The organism is Allobosea sp. GW821-FHT10B12, from assembly GCF_059415545.1.
In genome coordinates this window covers 13,704-34,378 of sequence record NZ_JBWKNL010000018.1, presented here as the reverse complement: position 1 = coordinate 34,378, position 20,675 = coordinate 13,704, and the positions used below count along the sequence as shown (strand labels likewise).

17 protein-coding genes and 3 pseudogenes are annotated in these 20,675 nt (G+C 64.6%); 18 read left to right on the top strand and 2 right to left on the bottom strand.

Annotated features, from left to right (window positions below):
- Window positions 1-31: 31 nt before the first annotated feature.
- From AC07O0_RS30100 to AC07O0_RS30015, 18 genes and pseudogenes are all read left to right on the top strand, one after another.
- Complete coding sequence (locus AC07O0_RS30100; RefSeq protein WP_494628496.1) at window positions 32-751, top strand: response regulator; 720 nt, start codon at window positions 32-34, stop codon at window positions 749-751.
- Complete coding sequence (locus tag AC07O0_RS30095; RefSeq protein ID WP_494628494.1) at window positions 748-2,232, top strand: ATP-binding protein; 1,485 nt, start codon at window positions 748-750, stop codon at window positions 2,230-2,232. Before AC07O0_RS30100 ends, AC07O0_RS30095 begins: the two co-directional genes overlap by 4 nt.
- A 160-nt stretch (window positions 2,233-2,392) precedes the next feature.
- Window positions 2,393-2,863 carry a (2Fe-2S)-binding protein gene (locus AC07O0_RS30090; RefSeq protein ID WP_494628492.1) on the top strand — a complete coding sequence of 157 codons (471 nt, stop codon included), beginning with the start codon at window positions 2,393-2,395 and terminating at the stop codon, window positions 2,861-2,863.
- Complete coding sequence (locus AC07O0_RS30085) at window positions 2,860-5,010, top strand: xanthine dehydrogenase family protein molybdopterin-binding subunit (protein ID WP_494628490.1); 2,151 nt, start codon at window positions 2,860-2,862, stop codon at window positions 5,008-5,010. The genes AC07O0_RS30090 and AC07O0_RS30085 overlap by 4 nt, the downstream gene beginning before the upstream one ends.
- 4 nt (window positions 5,011-5,014) lie before the next feature.
- Window positions 5,015-5,620 (top strand): Isoquinoline 1-oxidoreductase subunit, encoded by a 606-nt coding sequence (locus AC07O0_RS30080; protein WP_494628488.1) that lies wholly within the window; start codon window positions 5,015-5,017, stop codon window positions 5,618-5,620.
- A 413-nt stretch (window positions 5,621-6,033) separates the two neighbouring features.
- A pseudogene (locus AC07O0_RS30075) lies at window positions 6,034-6,228 on the top strand (ParB N-terminal domain-containing protein); the annotation flags it as partial.
- Between the two features lie 244 nt (window positions 6,229-6,472).
- A pseudogene (locus AC07O0_RS30070) lies at window positions 6,473-6,655 on the top strand (3-keto-5-aminohexanoate cleavage protein); the annotation flags it as partial.
- A gap of 418 nt (window positions 6,656-7,073) precedes the next feature.
- Window positions 7,074-7,631, top strand: coding sequence for an RNA polymerase sigma factor (locus AC07O0_RS30065; RefSeq protein WP_494628512.1), 558 nt, complete (start codon window positions 7,074-7,076; stop codon window positions 7,629-7,631).
- 102 nt (window positions 7,632-7,733) lie between these two features.
- Window positions 7,734-8,732: a FecR family protein gene (locus AC07O0_RS30060; RefSeq protein ID WP_494628486.1), complete on the top strand. Its 999-nt coding sequence runs from the start codon at window positions 7,734-7,736 to the stop codon at window positions 8,730-8,732.
- Window positions 8,733-8,880: 148 nt separating this feature from the next.
- Window positions 8,881-11,379, top strand: a complete 2,499-nt coding sequence (locus AC07O0_RS30055; protein ID WP_494628484.1) for a TonB-dependent siderophore receptor — start codon at window positions 8,881-8,883, stop codon at window positions 11,377-11,379.
- A gap of 53 nt (window positions 11,380-11,432) precedes the next feature.
- Complete coding sequence (locus AC07O0_RS30050) at window positions 11,433-12,563, top strand: ABC transporter substrate-binding protein (protein WP_494628482.1); 1,131 nt, start codon at window positions 11,433-11,435, stop codon at window positions 12,561-12,563.
- Window positions 12,560-13,642 (top strand): FecCD family ABC transporter permease, encoded by a 1,083-nt coding sequence (locus tag AC07O0_RS30045; protein WP_494628480.1) that lies wholly within the window; start codon window positions 12,560-12,562, stop codon window positions 13,640-13,642. Before AC07O0_RS30050 ends, AC07O0_RS30045 begins: the two co-directional genes overlap by 4 nt.
- On the top strand, window positions 13,642-14,457 hold the full coding sequence (locus AC07O0_RS30040; RefSeq protein ID WP_494628478.1) for an ABC transporter ATP-binding protein: 816 nt from the start codon (window positions 13,642-13,644) through the stop codon (window positions 14,455-14,457). The genes AC07O0_RS30045 and AC07O0_RS30040 overlap by 1 nt, the downstream gene beginning before the upstream one ends.
- A complete protein-coding gene (locus AC07O0_RS30035; RefSeq protein ID WP_494628476.1) occupies window positions 14,447-15,565 on the top strand; it encodes a DUF2218 domain-containing protein in 1,119 nt (372 codons plus the stop codon). The genes AC07O0_RS30040 and AC07O0_RS30035 overlap by 11 nt, the downstream gene beginning before the upstream one ends.
- 468 nt (window positions 15,566-16,033) lie before the next feature.
- Window positions 16,034-17,029, top strand: coding sequence for an ABC transporter substrate-binding protein (locus AC07O0_RS30030; protein ID WP_494628474.1), 996 nt, complete (start codon window positions 16,034-16,036; stop codon window positions 17,027-17,029).
- A gap of 55 nt (window positions 17,030-17,084) precedes the next feature.
- Window positions 17,085-18,152 carry an ABC transporter ATP-binding protein gene (locus AC07O0_RS30025; RefSeq protein ID WP_494628472.1) on the top strand — a complete coding sequence of 356 codons (1,068 nt, stop codon included), beginning with the start codon at window positions 17,085-17,087 and terminating at the stop codon, window positions 18,150-18,152.
- Window positions 18,149-19,009, top strand: a complete 861-nt coding sequence (locus AC07O0_RS30020; protein ID WP_494628470.1) for an ABC transporter permease — start codon at window positions 18,149-18,151, stop codon at window positions 19,007-19,009. The genes AC07O0_RS30025 and AC07O0_RS30020 overlap by 4 nt, the downstream gene beginning before the upstream one ends.
- 10 nt (window positions 19,010-19,019) lie before the next feature.
- Window positions 19,020-19,817, top strand: a complete 798-nt coding sequence (locus tag AC07O0_RS30015) for an ABC transporter permease (RefSeq protein WP_494628468.1) — start codon at window positions 19,020-19,022, stop codon at window positions 19,815-19,817.
- On the opposite strand, the gene AC07O0_RS30010 is transcribed toward AC07O0_RS30015, so the two are convergent.
- Both AC07O0_RS30010 and AC07O0_RS30005 read right to left on the bottom strand, forming a co-directional pair.
- Window positions 19,814-20,476, bottom strand: a complete 663-nt coding sequence (locus tag AC07O0_RS30010) for a MurR/RpiR family transcriptional regulator (RefSeq protein WP_494628514.1) — start codon at window positions 20,474-20,476, stop codon at window positions 19,814-19,816. The genes AC07O0_RS30015 and AC07O0_RS30010 overlap by 4 nt on opposite strands.
- A gap of 6 nt (window positions 20,477-20,482) precedes the next feature.
- Window positions 20,483-20,569: pseudogene (locus tag AC07O0_RS30005) on the bottom strand (hypothetical protein); the annotation flags it as partial.
- Between the last annotated feature and the right edge of the window lie 106 nt (window positions 20,570-20,675).

The window sequence follows — 20,675 nt, the reverse complement described above, 5'->3', positions numbered from 1 at the left end:
GCCCGAGGGCTTTTGCGACCTGGATTCAAACATGGAAACGCGTCTGCATATCGCGGTGGTCGACGATCACAAGGACATCCGGACTCTGCTCAGCCGCTATCTGAGCGAGAACGGCTATCGCGTCACCGCCGCGGAAGATGCCCGCGAACTGCGCGAGCTGCTGCAGAAGAGCACGCCGGATCTGGTCGTCCTCGACATCATGATGCCCGGCGAGGACGGCCTCTCGCTGTGCCGTTACCTGCGCGAAACCACCGGCATCCCGATCATCCTCTTGACGGCGGTCTCGGCCGAGACCGACCGCATCGTCGGCCTCGAGATGGGAGCCGACGACTACGTCACGAAGCCCTTCAGCCCGCGCGAGCTTCTGGCCAGGGTCAAGGCCGTCCTGCGACGCGCCAACAGCATGCCGCCGAAGCAGCAGGCTCCGAAGAACCGGCGCCGCCGCTTCGGCCCATGGACCCTCGATGTCAGCAAGCGCGAGCTCGTCGACCGGGCGGGCCTGGCAACGCCCTTGAGCACGGCGGAGTACCGCCTGCTGACGGTCCTTCTCGACCACCCCCAGATCGTCCTCACCCGCGATCAATTGCTCGACCTCACGGTCGGACGGGTCAGCGACGTGTTCGATAGAAGCGTGGACAATCAGATCAGCCGCCTGCGCAAGAAGATCGAGACAGATCCCCGCAACCCGGAACTCATCAAGACGCATTGGGGTGGCGGCTACTGCTTCACCGCGGAGGTCGAGGCGACATGAGCCGATTCTGGTCCAGGAGCCTCGCCGCGCAGATCATCTGGCTGATGCTGCCGATCATGCTCGTCGCGCAAAGCATCGGCTTCCTGGTCACGACCGACCAGCGCGTGACCGAGCTGCGCGAGATCGCGCTCGACGAGTTCGTGGTGCGCTCGGCCACCGCCGCCCAGCTCGTCGAGACCACGCCAGGCGCCTATCGCGATGCGCTCCTGAGCGCGATGGGAACAAATTACTCCCGCTTCTGGCTCAGCGCCGCCCCTCCCGACGATCTCGACGCCTGGAGCCGCGATGCCTGGCAGCGGCTGCACCGCCCGCTTCGGCAAGGCGGACCCGCCACTGCCGAGGCGCGGGATGGGCCATGGGGCGCAAGCTCCGGAGCCGACAATGCCTGGGGGACGACGAAGAGCTCCGCACTGCAATCCACCGGCCGCGCAAACGAGCCGCGCTGGCAGCCGATCGAGCTCGACACCTCGGACAAGCCGACGCCGGCGCAGATCGTCCGGCTCGACGACAATTATGGTGCCGGGCTGGTCGCAAGGCTGTCCGACGGGCTCTGGCTCAACGCCGCCTATGCCAAGCCGTTCAAGAAGTTCATCTGGACCTCCCCGACGACGGTTTCGCTCGCGATCACGGCGATCATGCTCTCGGTGCTCGCGGTGGTCATGGCCCGGCGTATCGCCCGGCCGATGCGGCGGCTCACCTCGGCTGCGGAATCGCTCGGGCGCGGCGAGCAGAACGGCCACGTCCCGGAGGAAGGGCCGGATGACATCCGGCGCACGGCCGTAGCCTTCAACCAGATGCAGGAGCGCCTGACCCGGTTCGTGACGGACAGAACCGCCATGCTGGCCGCGATCGGGCACGACCTGCGCACGCCGATCACGACGCTGCGCCTGCGCACGGAGTTCATTGCCGACAGCGAGACCAAAGAACGCCTTCTCGACACGGTCGACGAGATGCAGGCCATCACCGATGCCACGCTTGAATTCACGCAAGGTGAGGCGGTCGACGAGCCGACCAGGCCGGTCGACATCGCGGCCTTGATCGAGAGCATCTGCGCGGATCTCGCCGACCTCGGCCGCGACGTCCATTTCACCGAGAATGGCGTGATCCCCTACCGCTGCAGGCCCGCTGCCCTCCGGCGTGCGAGCCGCAACCTCATCGAGAACGCGCTGCGCTATGGAGAGCGCGCGCAGGTCTCGGTCACGCATTCGCCCGCCGGGGTCGACATCGTGGTCGAAGACCACGGCCCCGGCATTCCGGAAGGCGAGATCGAACGCATGTTCCTGCCCTTCGTGCGTCTCGAGGAATCGCGCAATGCGCGCACCGGCGGCATCGGCCTCGGGCTTTCCATCGCCCGAACCATCGCCCGCGCCCATGGTGGCGACATCGTGCTGAGCAACCTGCCGCGCGGCTTGCGGGCCGTGCTCCACCTGCCACCCATCCCTGCCGAGCTGACGCGGAACGAGGCATCCACGGCCGCGTGAGATCACGGGCCGGAGCTTGCGACAATTGAATACAATCGCGCCAAGCTTCGGCAAAATTCCGGGGCAGGTACAGGCTATTCCTTTGCGCATGGGGTTCGGACGGCAGACGTGGCGCCAATCTACAGCGGCCGCCCTCCCCGCTCTCGTATGGAGGCGCAGCATGGTGATGCTGGTCGTGAACGGCACGAAACGTGACATCGATGTTGATCAGGACACACCGCTTCTTTGGGTCCTGCGCGACCATCTTAACCTGTACGGCACGCGCTTCGGCTGCGGTGCCGCGCTTTGCGGCTGCTGCACCGTGCATGTGAACGGCGAAGCGAAGCGCTCCTGCGTCACACCTGTCGGCGAGATCGACGGGCAAGCCATCACGACGATCGAGGGCCTTGGCGCGAACGGGGCGCATCCATTGCAGAAGGCGTGGCTGGAGGTCGATGTCGCCCAGTGCGGCTACTGCCAGTCCGGCCAGATCATGCAAGCAGCCGCGCTGCTCGCCGCCGTTCCCAAGCCGACGGATCAGGACATTGACGAGGCCATGTCCGGCAATCTCTGCCGCTGCGGCACCTATCAGCGCGTGCGCCAGGCGATCAAGCTCGCGGCCTTCGGTTCGGCCGACGGAGCACGGCGATGAGCCGGGCTCTTTCGCGGCGCGATTTCCTGTTCGGCGCGAGCGCGATGGCCGGCGGCCTCGTCCTCGGCTCGCACTTGCCGCGCGCCCAGACCGTTGGCCCATCCGAGGCCGGTCACGAGATCGCCGCCTGGGTGGTGATCCAGCCCGATGACACCACGATCATCCGCGTCGCCCGCAGCGACATGGGCCAGGGCATCTTCACCGCGCTGCCGATGCTCGTCGCCGAAGAGCTCGAATGCGACTGGAGCAAGGTCCGGGCCGAATATGCCGACACGAACCGCAACGTCACCACCGGCAAGCCCTTCGGCAACATGGTCACCTCGACCAGCATCTCAATCCGCGACAGCCAGGAATACCTGCGACGTGCCGGAGCCCAGGCGCGCATGATGTTGATCGCCGAGGCGGCGGAACGCTGGGGCGTGCCCGCCGGCGAGTGCGCCGCCCGCGACAGCACGGTCAGCCGTCGCGGCAGCGGCCGCTCGCTGCGCTTCGGCGAGATTGCGGCGATGGCGGCCCGCAGGCCGGTGCCGCGCGACGTGTCGCTCAAGCCGCCGGGAGAGTGGCGCCTGATCGGCAGGACGGTGCCGCGCCACGACGCCACGTCGAAAGTCTTCGGCGAGCCAATCTTTGCCTCCGACGTGAGCCTGCAGGGGATGCTGCATGCCGCGGTCAGCGCCTGCCCGTCCTATGGCGGCAAGCTCGTACGGTTCAGCGCCGACAGCGTCCTCGCGATGCCGGGCGTCACGCATGTCGTCCCGGTCGGCGACAACGCCGTCGCGGTGGTCGCACGCAGCTGGTGGCAGGCCAAGAAGGGCCTCGACGCCCTGACCGTGGAATGGGACGAGGCGCCGAGCGCCACGCTGAGCACCGTCTCGATGCGCGATCTCTTCCGCGCCGGGCTCGATGCGAAAGATGCAGCGATCGGCCACCACATCGGCGATGTCGATGCGGCTCTGGCCGGTGCCGCCAGGCGGATCGAGGCGGAGTTCGAGGTGCCGCATCTTGCCCATGCGACGATGGAGCCGCAGACCTGCACAGCCCATGTCAGGCCGGACCGCGTCGATGTCTGGGCGCCGACCCAAAATGGCGAAGGCACGACGGCCGTTGTCGCGGCGACGCTCGGGATCGAGCCCTCCCGGGTCTTCGTCCACAAGCTGCATCTCGGCGGCGGCTTCGGCCGTCGCGGCCTCGCGCAGGACTGGGCGCGGATGTCGGTCTTGATCGCGAGAGCCGTGGGCCAGCCGGTCAAGATGCTCTGGTCGCGCGAAGAGGACATGGCGCACGACTTTTACCGCCCCATGGTCGTCGCCAGGCAGACAGCCGGCTTCGATGCGTCCGGCCACTTGCTCGGCTGGAAGGTGCGCCTGTCGGGTTCCTCGATCGCCGCCAGCCTGTCGCCGCGCTGGCTGCGCAACGGCGTTGACTTCGCGCTGATGGACGGCTTCGCGCAGGACGATTTCCCCTATCAGGTGCCGGCCTATCAGGTTGCCTGCGCGCGGCGCGACACGGCGATCCCGGTCGGCTTCTGGCGCGGCGTCAACCTCTCCCAGAACGGCTTCTTTCGCGAAGCCTTCGTCGATGAGATGGCTGAGGCCGCCGGCCTCGGCCCGCTGGAGTTCCGGCGCCGGCTCCTTGCCGCCAACCCGCGCGCCCTTCTCGTCCTCAACGAATGCGCCGCGAAGGCGGAGTGGGGCCGCCCGCCTGCCGGGCGCCATCAAGGCCTCGCCATCGTCGAGGGCGACAATGCCTGGTGCGCGCAGATCGTCGAGATCTCGATCGCTGACGGCGCGGTGAGAGTCCATCGCGTCGTCTGCGTCGTCGACCCGAACTTCATCGTCAATCCCGACATCGTCGTCGCCCAGATGGAGGGCGGCATCGTGCAGGGCCTGTCCGCGGCGCTCACCGGCCGGATCACGGTGGAGGCCGGGCGTGTGCAGCAGCGCAACTTCCACGACTACACCTTCCTGCGAATGAACGAGATGCCCGAGATCGAGGTCCATCTGCGGCCGAGCCTCGGCCGGTTCACCAGCGCCTGGGGCGGGATCGGCGAGACTGGCCTGCCACCGGCCGCGCCGGCCCTGGTCAACGCCATCCACGCGGCGACCGGCAAGCGCGTGCGCCGATTGCCGCTCCAACCGGTGGAATGAGCCCGTGGCGCGCGGCCGCGGAGCCTTCCCCTTCATTGCCGCCGCCGTGCTTGCTGGTGGCTTTGCCGCGGAGGCTTTCCTGGCCGGCCCCGCCCAATGGGAGGTATTGCCGGGAGCGAGACGCAGGGCGACGTCGCAGGCCTATTTCATCCAAGCCGCTCCGGTCTTCCAGCATCCGCGTTGTCTGAACTGCCATACCGCGCAGAGCTTCCCGCGCCAGGGCGACGATGGGCATCCGCATATCATGCAGGTAAAGCGCGGCCGCTCCGACGCTGGCACGGCCGCCCTGCCCTGCTCCAGCTGTCATCAGAAGGGAAACTCCCTTTCCGGCGTTCCGGGCGTCGAGCCCTGGCATCTGCCGCCCCTGCGCATGGCTTGGGAGGGGCTGACGATCGGCCAGATCTGCCGCGCGCTGACCGACCCGGCCAAGGGAGGCATGACGCCTCGAAAACTCATCGAGCATATGAGGACCGACCATCTCGTCGCCTGGGCCTGGCAGCCCGGCCCCGACCTGACCGGCAAGCAGCGGTCGACGCCGCCGATCTCGCAGGCGGAATTCGTCGGACTCATCGAGCAATGGGCCGCGAGCGGCGCCGCATGCCCGTCATAGCGAAAGCGCGTTGTCAGGCTCTGGCGCGCAGCTCTCGCCACCAACCCAAGCATACAACATCAGGCAAGTCCCACCGGCAGTTCGATCCCGAACGCGACGGCACAACCAGCACGCCCCGAACATGCCCCCATCATCGTCATTTTCTGAGGGGCTCCGCCCCTGGCGCGCTCCAGGGTGCACGGCGCTTCGCACCGCCGGCCGGGGTGGTCTCCCCGGTCTTCCGCACTCCCTGCAATCCGCAAAGCCGCAACAGCGGGAACACGTTTGTGCAGACCCGCGCCGTTGGCGCGGCCCTTCGGGCGGGTGATCCCCCTCCACCCCGTCCGCCCTGGCCCTTGCCGCCCCCGGTCTCGCCGACGGGCAGGGTTGCAGCGCAGCGCTGCGCTTCAACCCTGACCCATAGGAGAATGACCATGTCTGCCAAGATCGAGCACGTCACCCCAAGCGGCACAGAGGTCTTCATTCCGCTCAACAAGCTTAGGAAGTCGCCCCGGAACGCCCGCAAGACCCCACACAGCGAGGCGGCGATCGAAGCCTATGCCGCGAGCATCGCTACCAAGGGCATCCTGCAAAATCTGGTTGTTGAGCCCGAGCTTGATGCGGAGGGAGGAGCGAGGTTTTCGTCGCTATGCGAGTGTCTGGTTGGCCACTTTCCCCAAATTGCCGCCGGAACAGCAAAAGTTCGTCAGGGAGATGTTTGAGCTGGCATGGGAAGGAACTGGATCGCGACCGCCCGATCATCTTTTCCAACGATCGGCCGGCTTCGAGGGGACATCGTTCGACGAGATCGCCGCAAGTCTAACCGGTCGATTGCCGCGGATGCTTCTCAGGCCGCCTGAATAGGCCTCGATCGGGAATTTGCGCGTCGGCTTGGAGGATTCGCTCTGGCTCGGCCCCGGCAAGCTGGCGAAGTCGAACGCCGATCAGGTACACGCGGCGCGGCAGATCGTCGAGGGCCTGGGCCTCGAAATCGCAACCCCGGGCGAGGCACGCGAGCAGCTCCAGCTCAAGGGGGCGAACAAAGTCGCCTTTTGATTGATCAATCCCCCGGAAATTTGACCCCGCTGTTGGCCAATCGCGGCAGACCCGGAGGTCCGCTTGCGGGCGGCGCGTCAAGGTCAGCTTCTGGCGCACTACGCCTTTTACATCTGTGGCCCGTGTGAGCGTGTCTTGGTATTGGCGACGACCTCGGTGCAATTATTTGGCGAGAAGCTACGGAATGTTGCAGCCTGACTGGGCAGGCCAACATTGTTGCTGGGTCGCAACATTGTCGCGGAAACGCATGAGCTTCTGGGAACGTCGCGGCCCGCAGGAGGATGCGGCTGGCGATCGAGCCTCCGATGAAATCAGGCACTAATAAGATAGATCGTCGTGAACCTGCGGGCAAACATAGAATCCTTCTAAATAACTGGACTTGCAGGGATTTTCGAAGCCCGTATACACCAGCTTGCCCGTGCGCATCGCGGGCGATCCTTCCCTGGTGTCGTTGGCTGGCGTGGACAAGCATAAGCTCGCAAGACTTGTTTCGACTTTCGTGAAGCTTCGGCCGCGGCTCGAACGGGTTGCGTGGGCGCGAACCGGCGGCCATGCGACCGCGCAGGACCTCCTTCAGGACACTTGGCTGAAGCTGGAAACGTCCCGGCTGGACGGCGTGATCGATAATCCCGGCGGCTTCGTCACCCAGGTCGCGAATACGACCGTATCCGGCCATCTCCGCAAGGAGCGCCGCCGCGCCGAGATCGACGCCGAGCTGTCCGGCGTCCTGTGGGGCGGGATGGACGAGATCTCGCCGGAGCGGCTGCTGATCGCACGCGAGGGCCTGAAGGCGGTTCGCGAAACGCTCGACAGCCTGCCGGAGAGGACGCGCGGGATCTTTCTGATGAACCGTATCGAGCAGATCCCGCATCGACGCATCGCTGAGATGCTGGGGGTCAGTGAAGAGACCGTTTATTACCATATCAGGCGGGCAGTCGAGCGTCTGGCGACGGTTCGTGACGAGTTCGGCATCTGATTTTTCACGAAATCTCTTTAGGCAAACGGGCATCTCACGCGTCTATAAGGTAGAAGCGGTCGAAGCTGGCGCTTCGCGCGGTAACCTCGCTCAGCAGACTGAATGGACGAGCACGAGACCCCCCCTGATATCGATCGCAGGATCGCTCTCGATGCGCGCGATTGGATCGTCCGGCTTACCTCCGGCCATGTCAGTGACGCGGACATCCAGCGGTTCAAGCTCTGGCGTGACAGCTCGTCCGCACACAAGCGGGCTTTCGATCGCGAGCGGATGTTCTGGCATCAGCTGCAGCTTCTCGATGACAGCTCAGATGGGATGCCGCCGTTCCGGCCGCCTTCGCCGACTCGGCGGGTGGGGATCGGGCGCCGCGCATTTCTGGTCGGAGGCGGCGCTGTCGCGACTGCCGCGGTCGCGGCGGTCGCCATGCCCCGGCTAGGACTGTGGTGGAGCGCCGATTTCGCCACTACGGTCGGCGAGCAGGCCGCCTTCACGCTGCCTGATGGCTCGGTCGCAAACCTGAACACCGACAGCGCGATCGCGGTGAACTTCACGCAGCGGCTTCGCCTCGTGTCGCTGCTTAAGGGCGAGGCCGAGTTCCAAGCCCGGCCGGCCTTGAACGCGCCGTTCAGGGTCGCGGCGCTTGGCGGCAACAGCGACGCGCTCGGCACAATTTTCTCCGTCCGGACTCTCGCTGATGAGGCGACGGTGACGGTCACTGAGGGGCGCGTCCGCGTCGCGGGGCGGGCGGATCCGATGGGGCTCGACGAGGCCGATGCCGGCAGCGTGGAACTCCGTGCCGGAGAGCATACAAACTATGTCGCCGGGGGAATGCCGCAGGTCGCCTCCGCTGCCGATATGGAAGTGGCAATGGCGTGGCGCAGCGGCCGAGTCATCTTCGAGGGCAGGCCATTCGCCAGTGCGATGACCGAGTTGAACCGTTATCTGCCGGAGAGCATCGTCATCGGACCGGGCGTCGACGCCAACTTACCGGTCAGCGCTATTTTCAAGACCAGTGAAGCGCTTGATGCGGTAAGGGCGCTTGCCCGCACACAGGGGCGTACGGTGCGTCGGATCCCGGGCGTGATGATCGTCATCACCTGACGTTCGAAAATTTATCCGGGAATCCGCTCCGGCCGTCTCTAGGCAAAATCCCACCTCGCGCGTCAAGGCTATGAGGGGAAGAAGCGAGACACGACGCACGCCCTTCGAAAGTGGCCGGTGGGCCGTTTCCTAGGTGGGGCTGTGTTCGATGAGCGACGTTAGAGTTGTGCCAGGTCTCGCAATGGCTGCTAATCGGCGCCTGCTGGCCACCTTGCTGATGAGCACGGCACTTTCGGTCGGTGCGCTTCCGGTTATTCTTCCGCCTCAGCAGGCCGTCGCGCAGTCTGCCTGGACGCACAGCTTCAATATCCCAAGCCAGCCACTGACTGGGGCCTTGCGCTCGCTGGCCAGCCAGACTGGTGTGCAGATCGCCTACGAGACGTCGATCGCGTCCCCGGCAACGGCACCGGCGGTTTCGGGCACGATGACCACCGAGGAAGCTCTTCGCCGGCTCCTAGCGAGCTCTGGTCTGCGCTACAGCTTTACCTCCGCCAACACGGTAACGATCATCGGCGCCGGAGCTTCGCGTGGTTCTGCCGGCATCGCGGCCGACGGCTCACTGGTGCTCGACACCATCAACGTGCAGGGAGAAAATCCTAACTCGACGATGACACCGATGGCTCCTTATGCCGGCGGCCAGGTTGCGACGGGCGGCCAGGTCGGCATGCTCGGCAATCGCAACGTGATGAACACGCCGTTCAGCCAGACCAATTACACGAACAAGACAATCCAGAACCAACAGGCGCGGACGGTGCAGGACGTGCTGGACAATGATCCATCCGTCATCGTGACGGCAAGCGGAACGGCGCATCAATACGAAAACGATTCCTTTCGAGGTTTTCGAAATTTCGCCGTTTCCGGGGGGCGGAGCCTGAATGGTTTGCCCGGCTTGGCACCAGCATTTTCACCGTCCATGGATTTCGTCGAACGCGTCGAGATTTTCAAGGGACCGAGTGCGCTCATCAACGGCATGGCAGTCGCTTCCGGCAATGTCGGAGGCACGGTCAATCTCGTCACCAAACGCGCCGACGACGAGCCTCTGACGCAGGTGACGACACGCTTTCTGTCGAGATCGCAACTCGGCGCGCATGTCGATGTCGGCCGGCGTTACGGCGCGAACAAGGAATGGGGTCTCCGCTTCAACGGGTCGCTCGACAACGGCGACACGCCTATCCGCCCGGAAAACGCGCAGAATGGCGCGGCAGCGCTCAATCTTGATTATCGCGGCGAACGCGTTCGTCTGTCAGCCGACATCGCGCACATGTCTCGTGACGCTGGGGCAGGCCCCAATTACCTGCGACCCGCTGCCAATGGTCTCGCCGTGAAGGCGCCCGATGCCGGTACCAGCCTCTTTCCGGATTGGGCCTACAGCTCCGCCAAAGCCACTCTCGGCACGATACGCGGCGAGATTGATATCACCGAGGATATCATGGCCTATGCTGCAGTCGGTGCCCAGCGAAGCGAGTTGAAGTCGCGCGGCATGGGAGCGGCAACTCTGCTGAACTCGGCCGGACTCTACAGGGTTGAAACCTGGACCGAACATGGAAGAACCGATGTCCTGTCGATGCAGGGCGGCCTCCGGGGAAAGGTCACGACCGGTCCTGTCAAGCACGACCTCAATCTGAACCTGTCCCGGAGCCGATACGAGCGTTTCCAAAACCCGTTCACCGAAGGAGAGCTGTTCCCGGGTTCGATCTATCGTCCTGTCTTCGGGGTGGAGCCTGTTCGATCCGCTTTCGGGCCGCTCAACAGACGCAGTGACGTAACGACCAGCAGCGTCGGCTTCGCAGACACTCTATCCGTGCTTGATGAGCGAATTCAATTTACGACTGCGGTTCGCTACCAGAAAATTGATGCTACGAACTACAATAGAAATACCAATCGATTTGCATCAGCCTACAAGAGCAATGCTTGGACACCGGCCTTTGGATTGGTGATCAAGCCGTGGCAAAACGTGTCGATCTATGCGAGCTATATCGAGGGATTGGAGACGGGCACGTCGGTTCCGTCGAACTACGCCAATGCCGGCGAGGTATTCGCGCCCTACGTCAGCAAGCAATATGAAGCCGGGGTCAAGATTGATTGGGGCACGGTCACAACGACGCTGGCGGTCTTCGAGATTGCTCGACCGAGCACGATCGATATCCCTTCCACGTCGGGCGGGCTACCAACTCTTGCGCTCAACGGCGAGCAGCGGAATCGTGGTCTTGAGTTGAATGCCTACGGCGAACTCATGCCTGGCGTACGCCTGCTCAGTGGCGTCACCTTTCTCGATGCTCGCCAGACCAAGACTGCCAGAGGCGCGCTCGATGGAGAGAGAGCGCATGGGGCGCCTCGCGTACGGGTGGTCGTCGGTGGCGAATGGGATACTCCTTTCATCGACGGGCTGACGCTGACCGGCCGCCTCGCCTACACGAGTGATCAGGTCATCAACAATGCCTTGCCGGGCATCACCATACCGTCATGGACGACCGTCGATCTCGGGGCGCGCTATACTTTCGCCGCGCCGTGGAATGCCAAACCCGTCACCCTTCGCTTCAATGTCGAGAACATCTTCAACAAGAGCTACTGGAAGACCGCTGAAGGCAACTACATGTATGCCGGCGAACCTCGCACGTTCCGCGTCTCGACGACCTTCAATTTCTGACGAAAGAGAGAGGGAGGATGCACCGTTCGCGACGGCAAGATCACGGTATCCGCATGGTGATCCAGGCGAAGTGCTTGAGCTGCCTGACAACGCTGGGGCACTGGCTCATCCTCTCCTCCGGTCTGCTCCTGATCGGCATGTCCGTATCGAGAGCCGAGATAACGGTGACCGATATCGAAGGCCGCGAGGTGACGATCGCGGCCCCGGCACGGCGCATTCTCCTCACAGCGCCGTCCTGGTATCCGGCCCTGGCGATCCTCGACAGGGAGGCCGCGGATCGGATCGTCGGTGTCGCCAGGAATCCGGGCGACTCGTTGCCTGAGGCCGAGCAGGAACTGTCCAGCAAACCGCGCATCGGCACTATCTGGTCCAGGGCGTTTTCGATCGAGAAGGCGCTCGAACTGAAGCCGGACATCGTCATCGGCGGGGGAACGTCCCGTGCTCACTCACAGGCCATGGAGAGCGCTTTCGCCAAGGTGGGCATTCCCATCGTCTATGTCGACTTCGACTCCAATCCGGTCAGGGATACCGATCGCAGCTTCGAGATCCTCGGGAAGGTCCTCGGCGCGGACGACAAGGCGGCTGAGTTCGTCGACTTCTATCGGCGGCATGTCCGCACGATCACCGATCGCCTCACCACATCCGGACTTGCCCGGCCGACCTTGCTCATGTTGTCGCGCGGCCCCGGCGTGCCATGCTGCCAGGCATCGCCGGACAACGGCGTCACAGCCTATTTCGGTGGGCTGGGTGTGGAGAACATCGCCGGAGTTACAAAAGGCCCCCCCGTTCAGCTCAGCCTCGAATATGTCATCGAACGTGACCCTGACATCCTCGTGGCCATGGACCTCTTCGTCGACTCCCGTTCGATGTTCGGCCAGCCACGCAGCCTGGCGCAGGGCGCGGCCGCGCTCAAGGCGCTGACGCTGGAGCCGGGTCTTCGGGACCTTTCGGCGACGCGCAACGGCCGTGTCCACGCGCTCGACCAGTATCTGATGAGATCGCCCCTGAACTTTGTGACCTTCGAGGCGGTTGCGAAATGGGCTCATCCCGAGCTCTTCGCGGATATGGACCCGCAGGCGACTCTCGATGAGATCAACCGGCGTTTCCTGAAAACGCCGCTGAAAGGCCCGTTCTGGACGAGCCTCGACCCCGCCTCCGATCGACGGGGCGGTCAACGACCGTGACGGAGGATAGCGTCGATCAGGGCAGTCCGGCTCCGGATCGCCGCGAAGCCGTGCTTATCGCCTATGATCGACAGACCTTGCGGCGGGTGGCCATTGTCGTTGGGCTTGTCGCTGTCCTGGTCACATCCTTCCTCGTCGACCTCGCCATGGGCCCATCAAGCCTTGGCGTCGCGGATACCCTTCGCACGATCCTCTGGCCGGGTGAGGCCAGCCGCAGCACGCTGGTGATCGTCTGGGACGTTCGCATGCCAGCAGCGGTCATGGCCGTGTTGGTCGGCGTGGCGTTGTCACTCGCCGGCGCGGAAATGCAGACCATCCTCAACAACCCGCTGGCGAGCCCGTTCACCCTCGGAGTTTCGTCCGCCGCTTCACTGGGCGCGGCGCTCGCCATCGTGCTCGGCATCGGCATTCCCGGTGTGCCGGAAAGCTGGATCGTCACCGGCAACGCCTTCATCTTCGCCTTCGCGTCCGTGCTGCTCCTGCAGAGCCTGACCGGAATGCGCGGCGCCGGTGTCGACAGTCTCGTCATGTTCGGCATCGCGCTGGTCTTCACCTTTAACGCGCTGGTGGCACTGATCCAGTTCGTCGCCTCGGCGGACGCCCTGCAACAACTCGTCTTCTGGGGCATGGGCAGCCTGACGCGCGCCAACTGGGAATCCATCGCCATCCTCGGCCTCGTCACCGTTTTGACCGTGCCGTTCTCACTAGGGGCGTCGTGGAAGCTGACGGCGTTGCGCCTTGGCGAGGATCGCGCCCGCTCCTTCGGCGTGAACGTGACGCGGCTGCGCTTCTTCTCGCTGTTCCGCATCAGCCTGCTGGCAGCGACCTCCGTCGCCTTCGTCGGCACCATCGGCTTCATCGGCCTGGTCGGCCCGCATATCGCGCGGCTTCTGATCGGCGAGGATCACCGCTTCTTCCTGCCGGCGAGCGCGCTGACGGGAGCGGTGGTCATGTCGCTGGCCGATGTCGCCAGCAAGAGCATCGCTCCGGGCGTCATCGTCCCGATCGGGATCGTCACCTCGCTTGTTGGCCTGCCGGTGTTCTTCTCGCTGATCTTCCGCCGCCGGGAGCGTCTGTGATGAACGGTTCTCGCGCACTCGCGATCTCGAACCTTTCGGCAGGCTACCGCAATCGTCCGGTGCTGCGAGGCCTAAGTCTTTCGCCGCTCGAACCCGGCAAGGTGACGGCGTTGGCCGGCCCAAACGCTGCCGGCAAGTCGACCCTGCTGCGCAGCCTTGCCGGGCTGGTGCCTTCGACAGGCTCGATCCGGCTGGGCGATCGCGATCTCAACGCGTTCGGCCTTGCCGCACGGGCGCAGCATATCGCCTACATGCCGCAGACGCTGCCGCAGAATGCGGAGCTCACCGTTCTGGAAGGCGTGATCGGCGCGTTAAAGGCATCGCCGCTGGCCGATTTCGATGGCAGGGGGCCTGAGACCCGCCGCCGCGCCGTCGACGTGCTGGAACGACTCGGCATCCTCGACCTGGCGATGGAAGGCATTGGTCGCCTGTCCGGAGGCCAGCGCCAGCTCGCCAGCCTTGCGCAGGCGATCGTTCGCGCACCGCGATTGCTCTTACTCGACGAACCGACAAGCGCGCTGGATCTTCGCCATCAGCTCGACGTCATGACGATCGTGCGCGAGCTGGCTCGCGAAGGCCGTATCGTGGTCGTGGTGCTGCACGACCTGACGCTCGCCGCCACCTGGGCCGATCACCTCGTCCTGCTCGACCGCGGCAGTGTGGTCGCCGAAGGAGCGCCTGAACAGGCGTTGTCCCCATCCATCCTGTCCGCCGTCTACGGCGTAGAGGCCCGCGTCGAGCGCTGCTCGCGCGGCCGCCTGCATATCGTCATCGACGGCCCGGCGCCCCGCGAGGAGGTTCGACATGCAGGCTGAACCTGGTCGAAACGGCCAGATGCTCCAGGCCCAAGCCGAGGTTCTGCTCGACGACCCTGACCGCCTCATCAAGGACGTCTTCGACGATTTCATCGCGCACGGCGCCGATGTCACACCTGTCGAGCGCGGCGCATCGGCCGCATTCTTTTTCGGCTTAGGCTCCATGCAGGCTTGCGCAGGCGGCCTGGTGATGACCGTTCAGGCAATCGATGAGGCATGGCTGGCCTACATAAAGCAGTTCATGGCAGGCCATCTGGTCGAGTATGTGAGAGGCGTGCGGCCCCGCTTCTCCTGGACAGGCGCGGGAGCTGGGACAAACAGGTTTCCGAACCTGCACGAAATGACGGTCGAACGTATCGTCGACGTCACACCACATATGCGCCGCTTCACGCTTTCCGGTCCCGGTCTCGACCGTTATGTCACGGGCGGCCTGCATCTCAAGCTGTTCATCCCGCCGGCCGGCATTACGAAGCCCGAGTGGCCGGTCCCGGGAGAAGACGGCATTGCAGTCGAGCTGCCGCCTGAAGTGATGCCGACCGTGCGCACGTATACGGTGCGCAATCTGGACATCACGGCAGGCACCATCGACATCGATATCGTGCTGCATGGCGACCACGGCATCGGCTCGCATTGGTCGCTGAACGCGCAGCCGGGCGATATCGTCGGTGTGCGGGGGCCAGTCGGGCGCCCCCCTCTGGCAGCCGACTGGTATTTGCTTGTCGGCGACGAAACAGCGCTGCCTGCCATTGCGAGAACTCTCGAAGCTCTCCCCGCGAGCGCAAGGGGAACGGCCATCATCGAGGTCGCGGACGAAAGCGAGCAGCAGCCCATTGCGTTCAACGCCGACATCGAACTGCGATGGCTGCATCGTAACGGAGCCGAGCCGGGCACGACCTCCTTGCTCGTCGATGCCGTGTACGCCGTCGAGATGCCGCCGGTTGGAACCCGGATCCATGCCATGGCCGGTGTCGAATATTCTGCATTCAAGGCAATCCGGCACTATTGGCGAGACGTGCTGAAGCTCGACAAGAAGCATACCTTGTCCGTCGCCTATTGGCGCCGAGGCAATGCGGAGGGCGACGCAGTCCCGGACGGCGATGATGATTGAGCTTACAGCATGGCTTTCCGCCATCGCCACATCGCTGGCTGAGCAGCGACGACTTCACGACTCTCGCCTCGACCGACAGACTGGCTAAGGGGAGGCTATTTCCTACTGGGCACAAGAGGAATGCAATAGCCTTGAGGGTGTGAATGTCTGCTTTTCGGCGAGTACTCAATGTCCGGACTTGGCGCATGGCCGCCTAAAGATCGGGATGTGGTTGGAAGTCGATTCCTCGCCCCCCCTCAGCAGCCTCGGGGAGAGTGCGGGCTATGCGGTGGCCTGCCGATCTTGCCGCTGTCATCGCTCCGTCAGCGAACGCGAGCGCATTTCACGCTCGCAAATATGGTGAGCCGAGTCCAAGCCGTTAAAATTCTCCGGCTCGGCTTTTCTGAATGAAAGAATTCATATTGCATTCTGGTACATAATTTCATACATTTCTTCCTCTAAGGCCGTCAGGCCACAAGGGGAACGACGATGAAGAATTTTCTGGCGGCCGTGGTCATGCTGCTGGCTGGGACCCTGCCCATGCACGCCCAGACCAGGGAACTGGTCGTAGCTGCTTTCGGCGGCGCCTATACGGACGCCTTGAAGAAGACCATCGCTGAGTTCGAGAAGGCGAATGGCACCAAGGTCACGTTCATCCCCGCCTCCGGCGCCGACGGCCTGGCCAAGGCCATGGCCCGCGAGGTCGACGTCATTCACGCGGACATGGCCTGGGCCTATCGCGGCGAGGCGCAGGGCGCTTTCGAGAAGCTCGATCCGGGCATCGTCACCAACCTTACCGCGCTCTACCCCAAGGCCCGCTTCTCGGACTACGGCGTCATCACCAATTTCGGCCAGTACGGCATCGCCTACAACCCGAAGGATGTTATACCGGCGCCGACCTCCTGGCTCGACCTCTGGGACAAGAAATACGACGGCGCCGTGACCACGACTGGCTTCGACGCCGCCAATGTCGAGCTGCTCGTCCTGATGGCGAAACTCAACGGCGGCAGCGAGGACAATATCGACCCGGGCTTCCGGAAGCTGGCGGAGCTCGGCAAGCACATCAGCGTCTTCTATAACCAGCACGCCCAGCTCCTCGACCTGTTCCGCAACCAGGAGGTCGTGATAGCGCGCTGGCTGCGCGGTCGCGTCGACTGGGCCAACAAGCAGGGCATCGCGCTGAAGTTCGCGGTGCCCAAGGAGGGCGCAATCGGCCTCGTCTCGACCGTCCATGTCGTGAAGGGGCGGCCCAACACCGAGCTCGCGCAGAAATTCGTCAATCATCTGCTCGGCGCCCAAAGCCAAAAAACTTACGCGACCGATCTCGGCTACACGCCGGCACGCGCCGGCCTCGATCTAACGGGCATCGACGTGCCCTATGGCGAGGACGCGGTGGGTTCGCTGCTGATCGCCGACTGGAAGAAGATTGTGCCGAAGCTGGACGCCTGGAAAGAGCGTTGGGAAAAGCAGGTGGTCGCCCGCTGAGAACGCCGCGCCCGGCCGTCGCGGCCGGGCAATTTCGAGCTCGGATAGGTGGCCGATGGGACAGATCAACGCAAGAAACATCACAAAGGCATGGGGCGCCTTCACAGCGCTAAAGGGCGTCGACCTCGATGTTCGCGAGGGTGAGTTCCTCTCGATCCTTGGACCGAGCGGCTGCGGCAAGAGCACATTGCTGCGCATCATCGCCGGGCTGGATGAGCCGAGCGGAGGCGAGATCCATATCGCCGGCCGGAACGTCACCCGGGATCCGGTCTGGAAGCGCAGGATCGGTTTCGTCTTTCAGAGCTTCGCGCTCTGGCCGCATCTGACCGTCTTCCGCAACGTCTCGATGGGGCTGGAGCTGCGCAACACGCCGAAGGCTGAACTGCATGGCAGGGTCGTCGAGGCGCTCCGGATGGTGCAGCTCGACCGTCTGGCCGATCGCCTGCCGTCGCAATTGTCGGGTGGGCAGCAGCAGCGCGTCGCGCTCGCCCGCGCCATCGTCCTGAAGCCCGATGTACTCCTGCTCGACGAGCCCTTGAGCGCGCTCGACAAGAACCTCAGGCAGGACATGCAGGTGGAGCTCAAATCGCTCCAGCAGACGCTCGGCCTCACCACCGTCTTCGTCACGCATGACCAGGAGGAGGCGCTGTCGCTCTCGGACCGGGTGGTGGTGATGAACAAGGGAGCGATCGAGCAGCTCGATGCGCCCGATGCCCTCTACAACGGCCCGGTCTCGGAGTATGTGGCCCGCTTCGTCGGCGAGGCCTTCTTCTTCCGTGGCCGCCTCGAGCGGGACGGGGGCGCCTCCAGCTTGCGCCTCGCGGATGGAAGTGCCGTTCCGGTCGAGGGCAAGGACGGGGTCGAGGGTGAGGACGGCCTGGCCTTCGTCCGACCCGAATGGATCACGCTCCGAAAGCTAGAGCCCCAGCAGCCGACCGAGGCGCCGCGCGGCGTCGTCAAGCGCCTGATGTTCTTCGGCCAGTCGAGCGACTATCTCGTCTCGCTCGGCGAGCGCCAGATGCGCGTCAAGCGCCGTCCCGACATGCCGGAGCTCCAGCCGGGCGACGCGGTCGCCATCCACTGCACGGCGCGGATTCTGCGCGATCAGCGAGACGTGCCATGAAGCGGCCGGGCCTCCTGACGCTGCCAGCCGTCACCATCCTCGGCGCGTTCTTCATCCTGCCGCTGATCTGGGTCGTCATCCTCAGCCTCCTCACGGCGGGGCCGACCGGCGAAGTGCTGGGCGAGGTGACGCTGCAGAACTATGCGCGCTTCCTGACCGACAGCTACTATCTGAACGATCTCCTGCTCCGCACCATCCGCCTCGCCGCGATCGCGACCCTGTTCTCGGTCGTGATCGGCTATCTCGGCGCGCTGGTAATCGTCAGGGCTTCGCCGTCGGCGCAGAGCTGGATGATCATGCTGGTGATGCTGCCGCTCTGGGTCAATCTCGTCGTCCGGACCCTGAGCCTGATGGTCGTCCTCGGCCGCAATGGGCTGGTCAATCAGATCCTGGTCGGGCTCGGCATCTCGGCCCGTCCGCTGCCGCTGCTCTACAACGAGACGGCGGTGGTAATAGGCATGGTGCAGGTCGCGGTGCCCTTCGTCGTCATGGCGATCTACGGCGTGCTCCAGTCGATTCCGCGTGAACTCGAACATGCAGCGATGACGGTCGGCGCAACGCCGCTCTCCGCCTTCCGCCGGATAACGTTGCCGCTCAGCCTGCCGGGCATCCTCGCCGGCAGCGTGCTCGCCTTCGGCATCAACGTCGAATCCTTCGTGGTACCGATCCTGCTCGGCGGCGGGCGGGTGCGCTTCATGAGCGTGGCGGCCTATGAGACCGCAACGGTGTCCAACAACCTGCCCTTCGCCGCGACGATCGGTGTCGTCCTGCTCGTCGTCACAATGGCGATGCTTGCCCTCTACCAATGGGCGGTGCGCTCGGCGGGGCGGCAGGCAACCGTTATCCAGGCGGGCTGAGGAGAAGACCATGCAGAGATCTCTCATCGGCACGGGCCTGTGGTACGCTGGCGCGATCTTCTTCTTCACCTTCCTGCTCGCGCCGCTGGCGGTGCTGATCGCGATCTCGTTCAACCCGGTCGCGATGGTGTTCCCGCCGCAGGGCTTCTCGCTCAAATGGTACGGGGTAATCCTCGAAAAGCCGGATTTCCTGCGCGCCGCCTGGGCGAGCGCGCTGCTGGGTGCGCTGACGGCGTTGCTGAGCACCGGCCTCGGCGTGCTTGCGGCGATCGGCGTGCAACGGCATCAGGGACCCGCCAAGGCCCTCATCTCGGCGCTGCTGATGTCGCCGCTGTTCATCCCGGCCGTCATCGTCGCGCTGGCGCTGTTCCAGATCATCTTCATGATGGGGCTGGTCAACAACGTCTGGACGCTGCTCGCCGCTCATGTCGTCGTCACCCTGCCCTATCCGGTGCGCAATGTGATGGCGCAGATGGAAGGGTTCGACATGCGGCTCGAGGAGGCCGCGCTCAGCGTCGGCGCCACGCCCCGCCAGGCGCTCTGGCGCGTGACGCTGCCGCTGCTCAAGGCCAGCATCATGCCCTCGCTGATCATCGTCTTCGTGCTGTCATGGAACAACTACACGGTGTCGGTCTTCCTCGCCTCCAAGGACTGGACGACGCTGCCGCTCCAGCTGCGAGCCTATCTCCAATATGAGTACGAGCCGTTCGTCGCCGCGATGTCGACGATCCTGATCCTCGCCTCGATCGTGCTGCTGGTCATCGTCGACCGGACAGTCGGTCTCGGCAGCGTCCGGAAACGAAGCTAGCTGGCGAAGACCTTGCGCCGCTTCGACGAGCGGTCGATCTGGTCAAGACGCCTGCGCGCCTCGACGCTCATGCTCGAAAACATCGCGTCGAGCAGGATCGGAACGAGCGTGGCCGCCGCCGCATAGGAATCGAAAACAAGCCGGCTATCGACACGTGCCTTGAGAAGCAGGTCGGCGATCTGATCGTGATCGTTGAAGCTCGCATCCGTCACGAGTGCGATCCGCATGCCCGCCTGGCGCGCTATCTCGATCGCCCGGACCGTCTCGCGCGGATAAAGCGGCATCATGAAGACAAGCAAGGTCCGCCCGCCGGCCGCCCAGCATTGCTCGATCTGGTCCTCGACCACGGATCCGCCGCCAGCGAGGAGACGCACGTCCGGATGCACCTTCGCGGCAAAATAGGCGAACTGGGTGGCAAGTCCCGCCGATGCGCGCAAGCCGAGCACCGCCAGCGGCCGCGACGTCGCCAGCGCTTCGCCAAAACGCTTGATCAGGTCCGCATCGGACAGGGATTGCGCGAGTTCGGCGAGGTTGACGGCCTCGGCCAAGACGGCGGCTTGAAACCGGTTCGCCTCGGCCTCGCCTTGCGTCTCGTCGGATGATGGATTTGAGCGCAGGAAGCGGCGCATCTCCAGATAACCGTCGAAGCCCAGCGCCACCGCGAAGCGCGTGACCGAGGGCTGGCTGACATTGGCGAGCTCCGCCAGCTCCATGCTCGACAGGAAGCCGAGCTGGGCGCTGTTCTCGATCATGCACTGGGCGATCCGGCGCTGTGCCGGGGTCAGCCGCTGGCCGGCCGTGCGTCGGTCGAGCTCGGCCCGCAGAGCCTGACGATCCGTCGGCGCGCTGGGGGGCGCA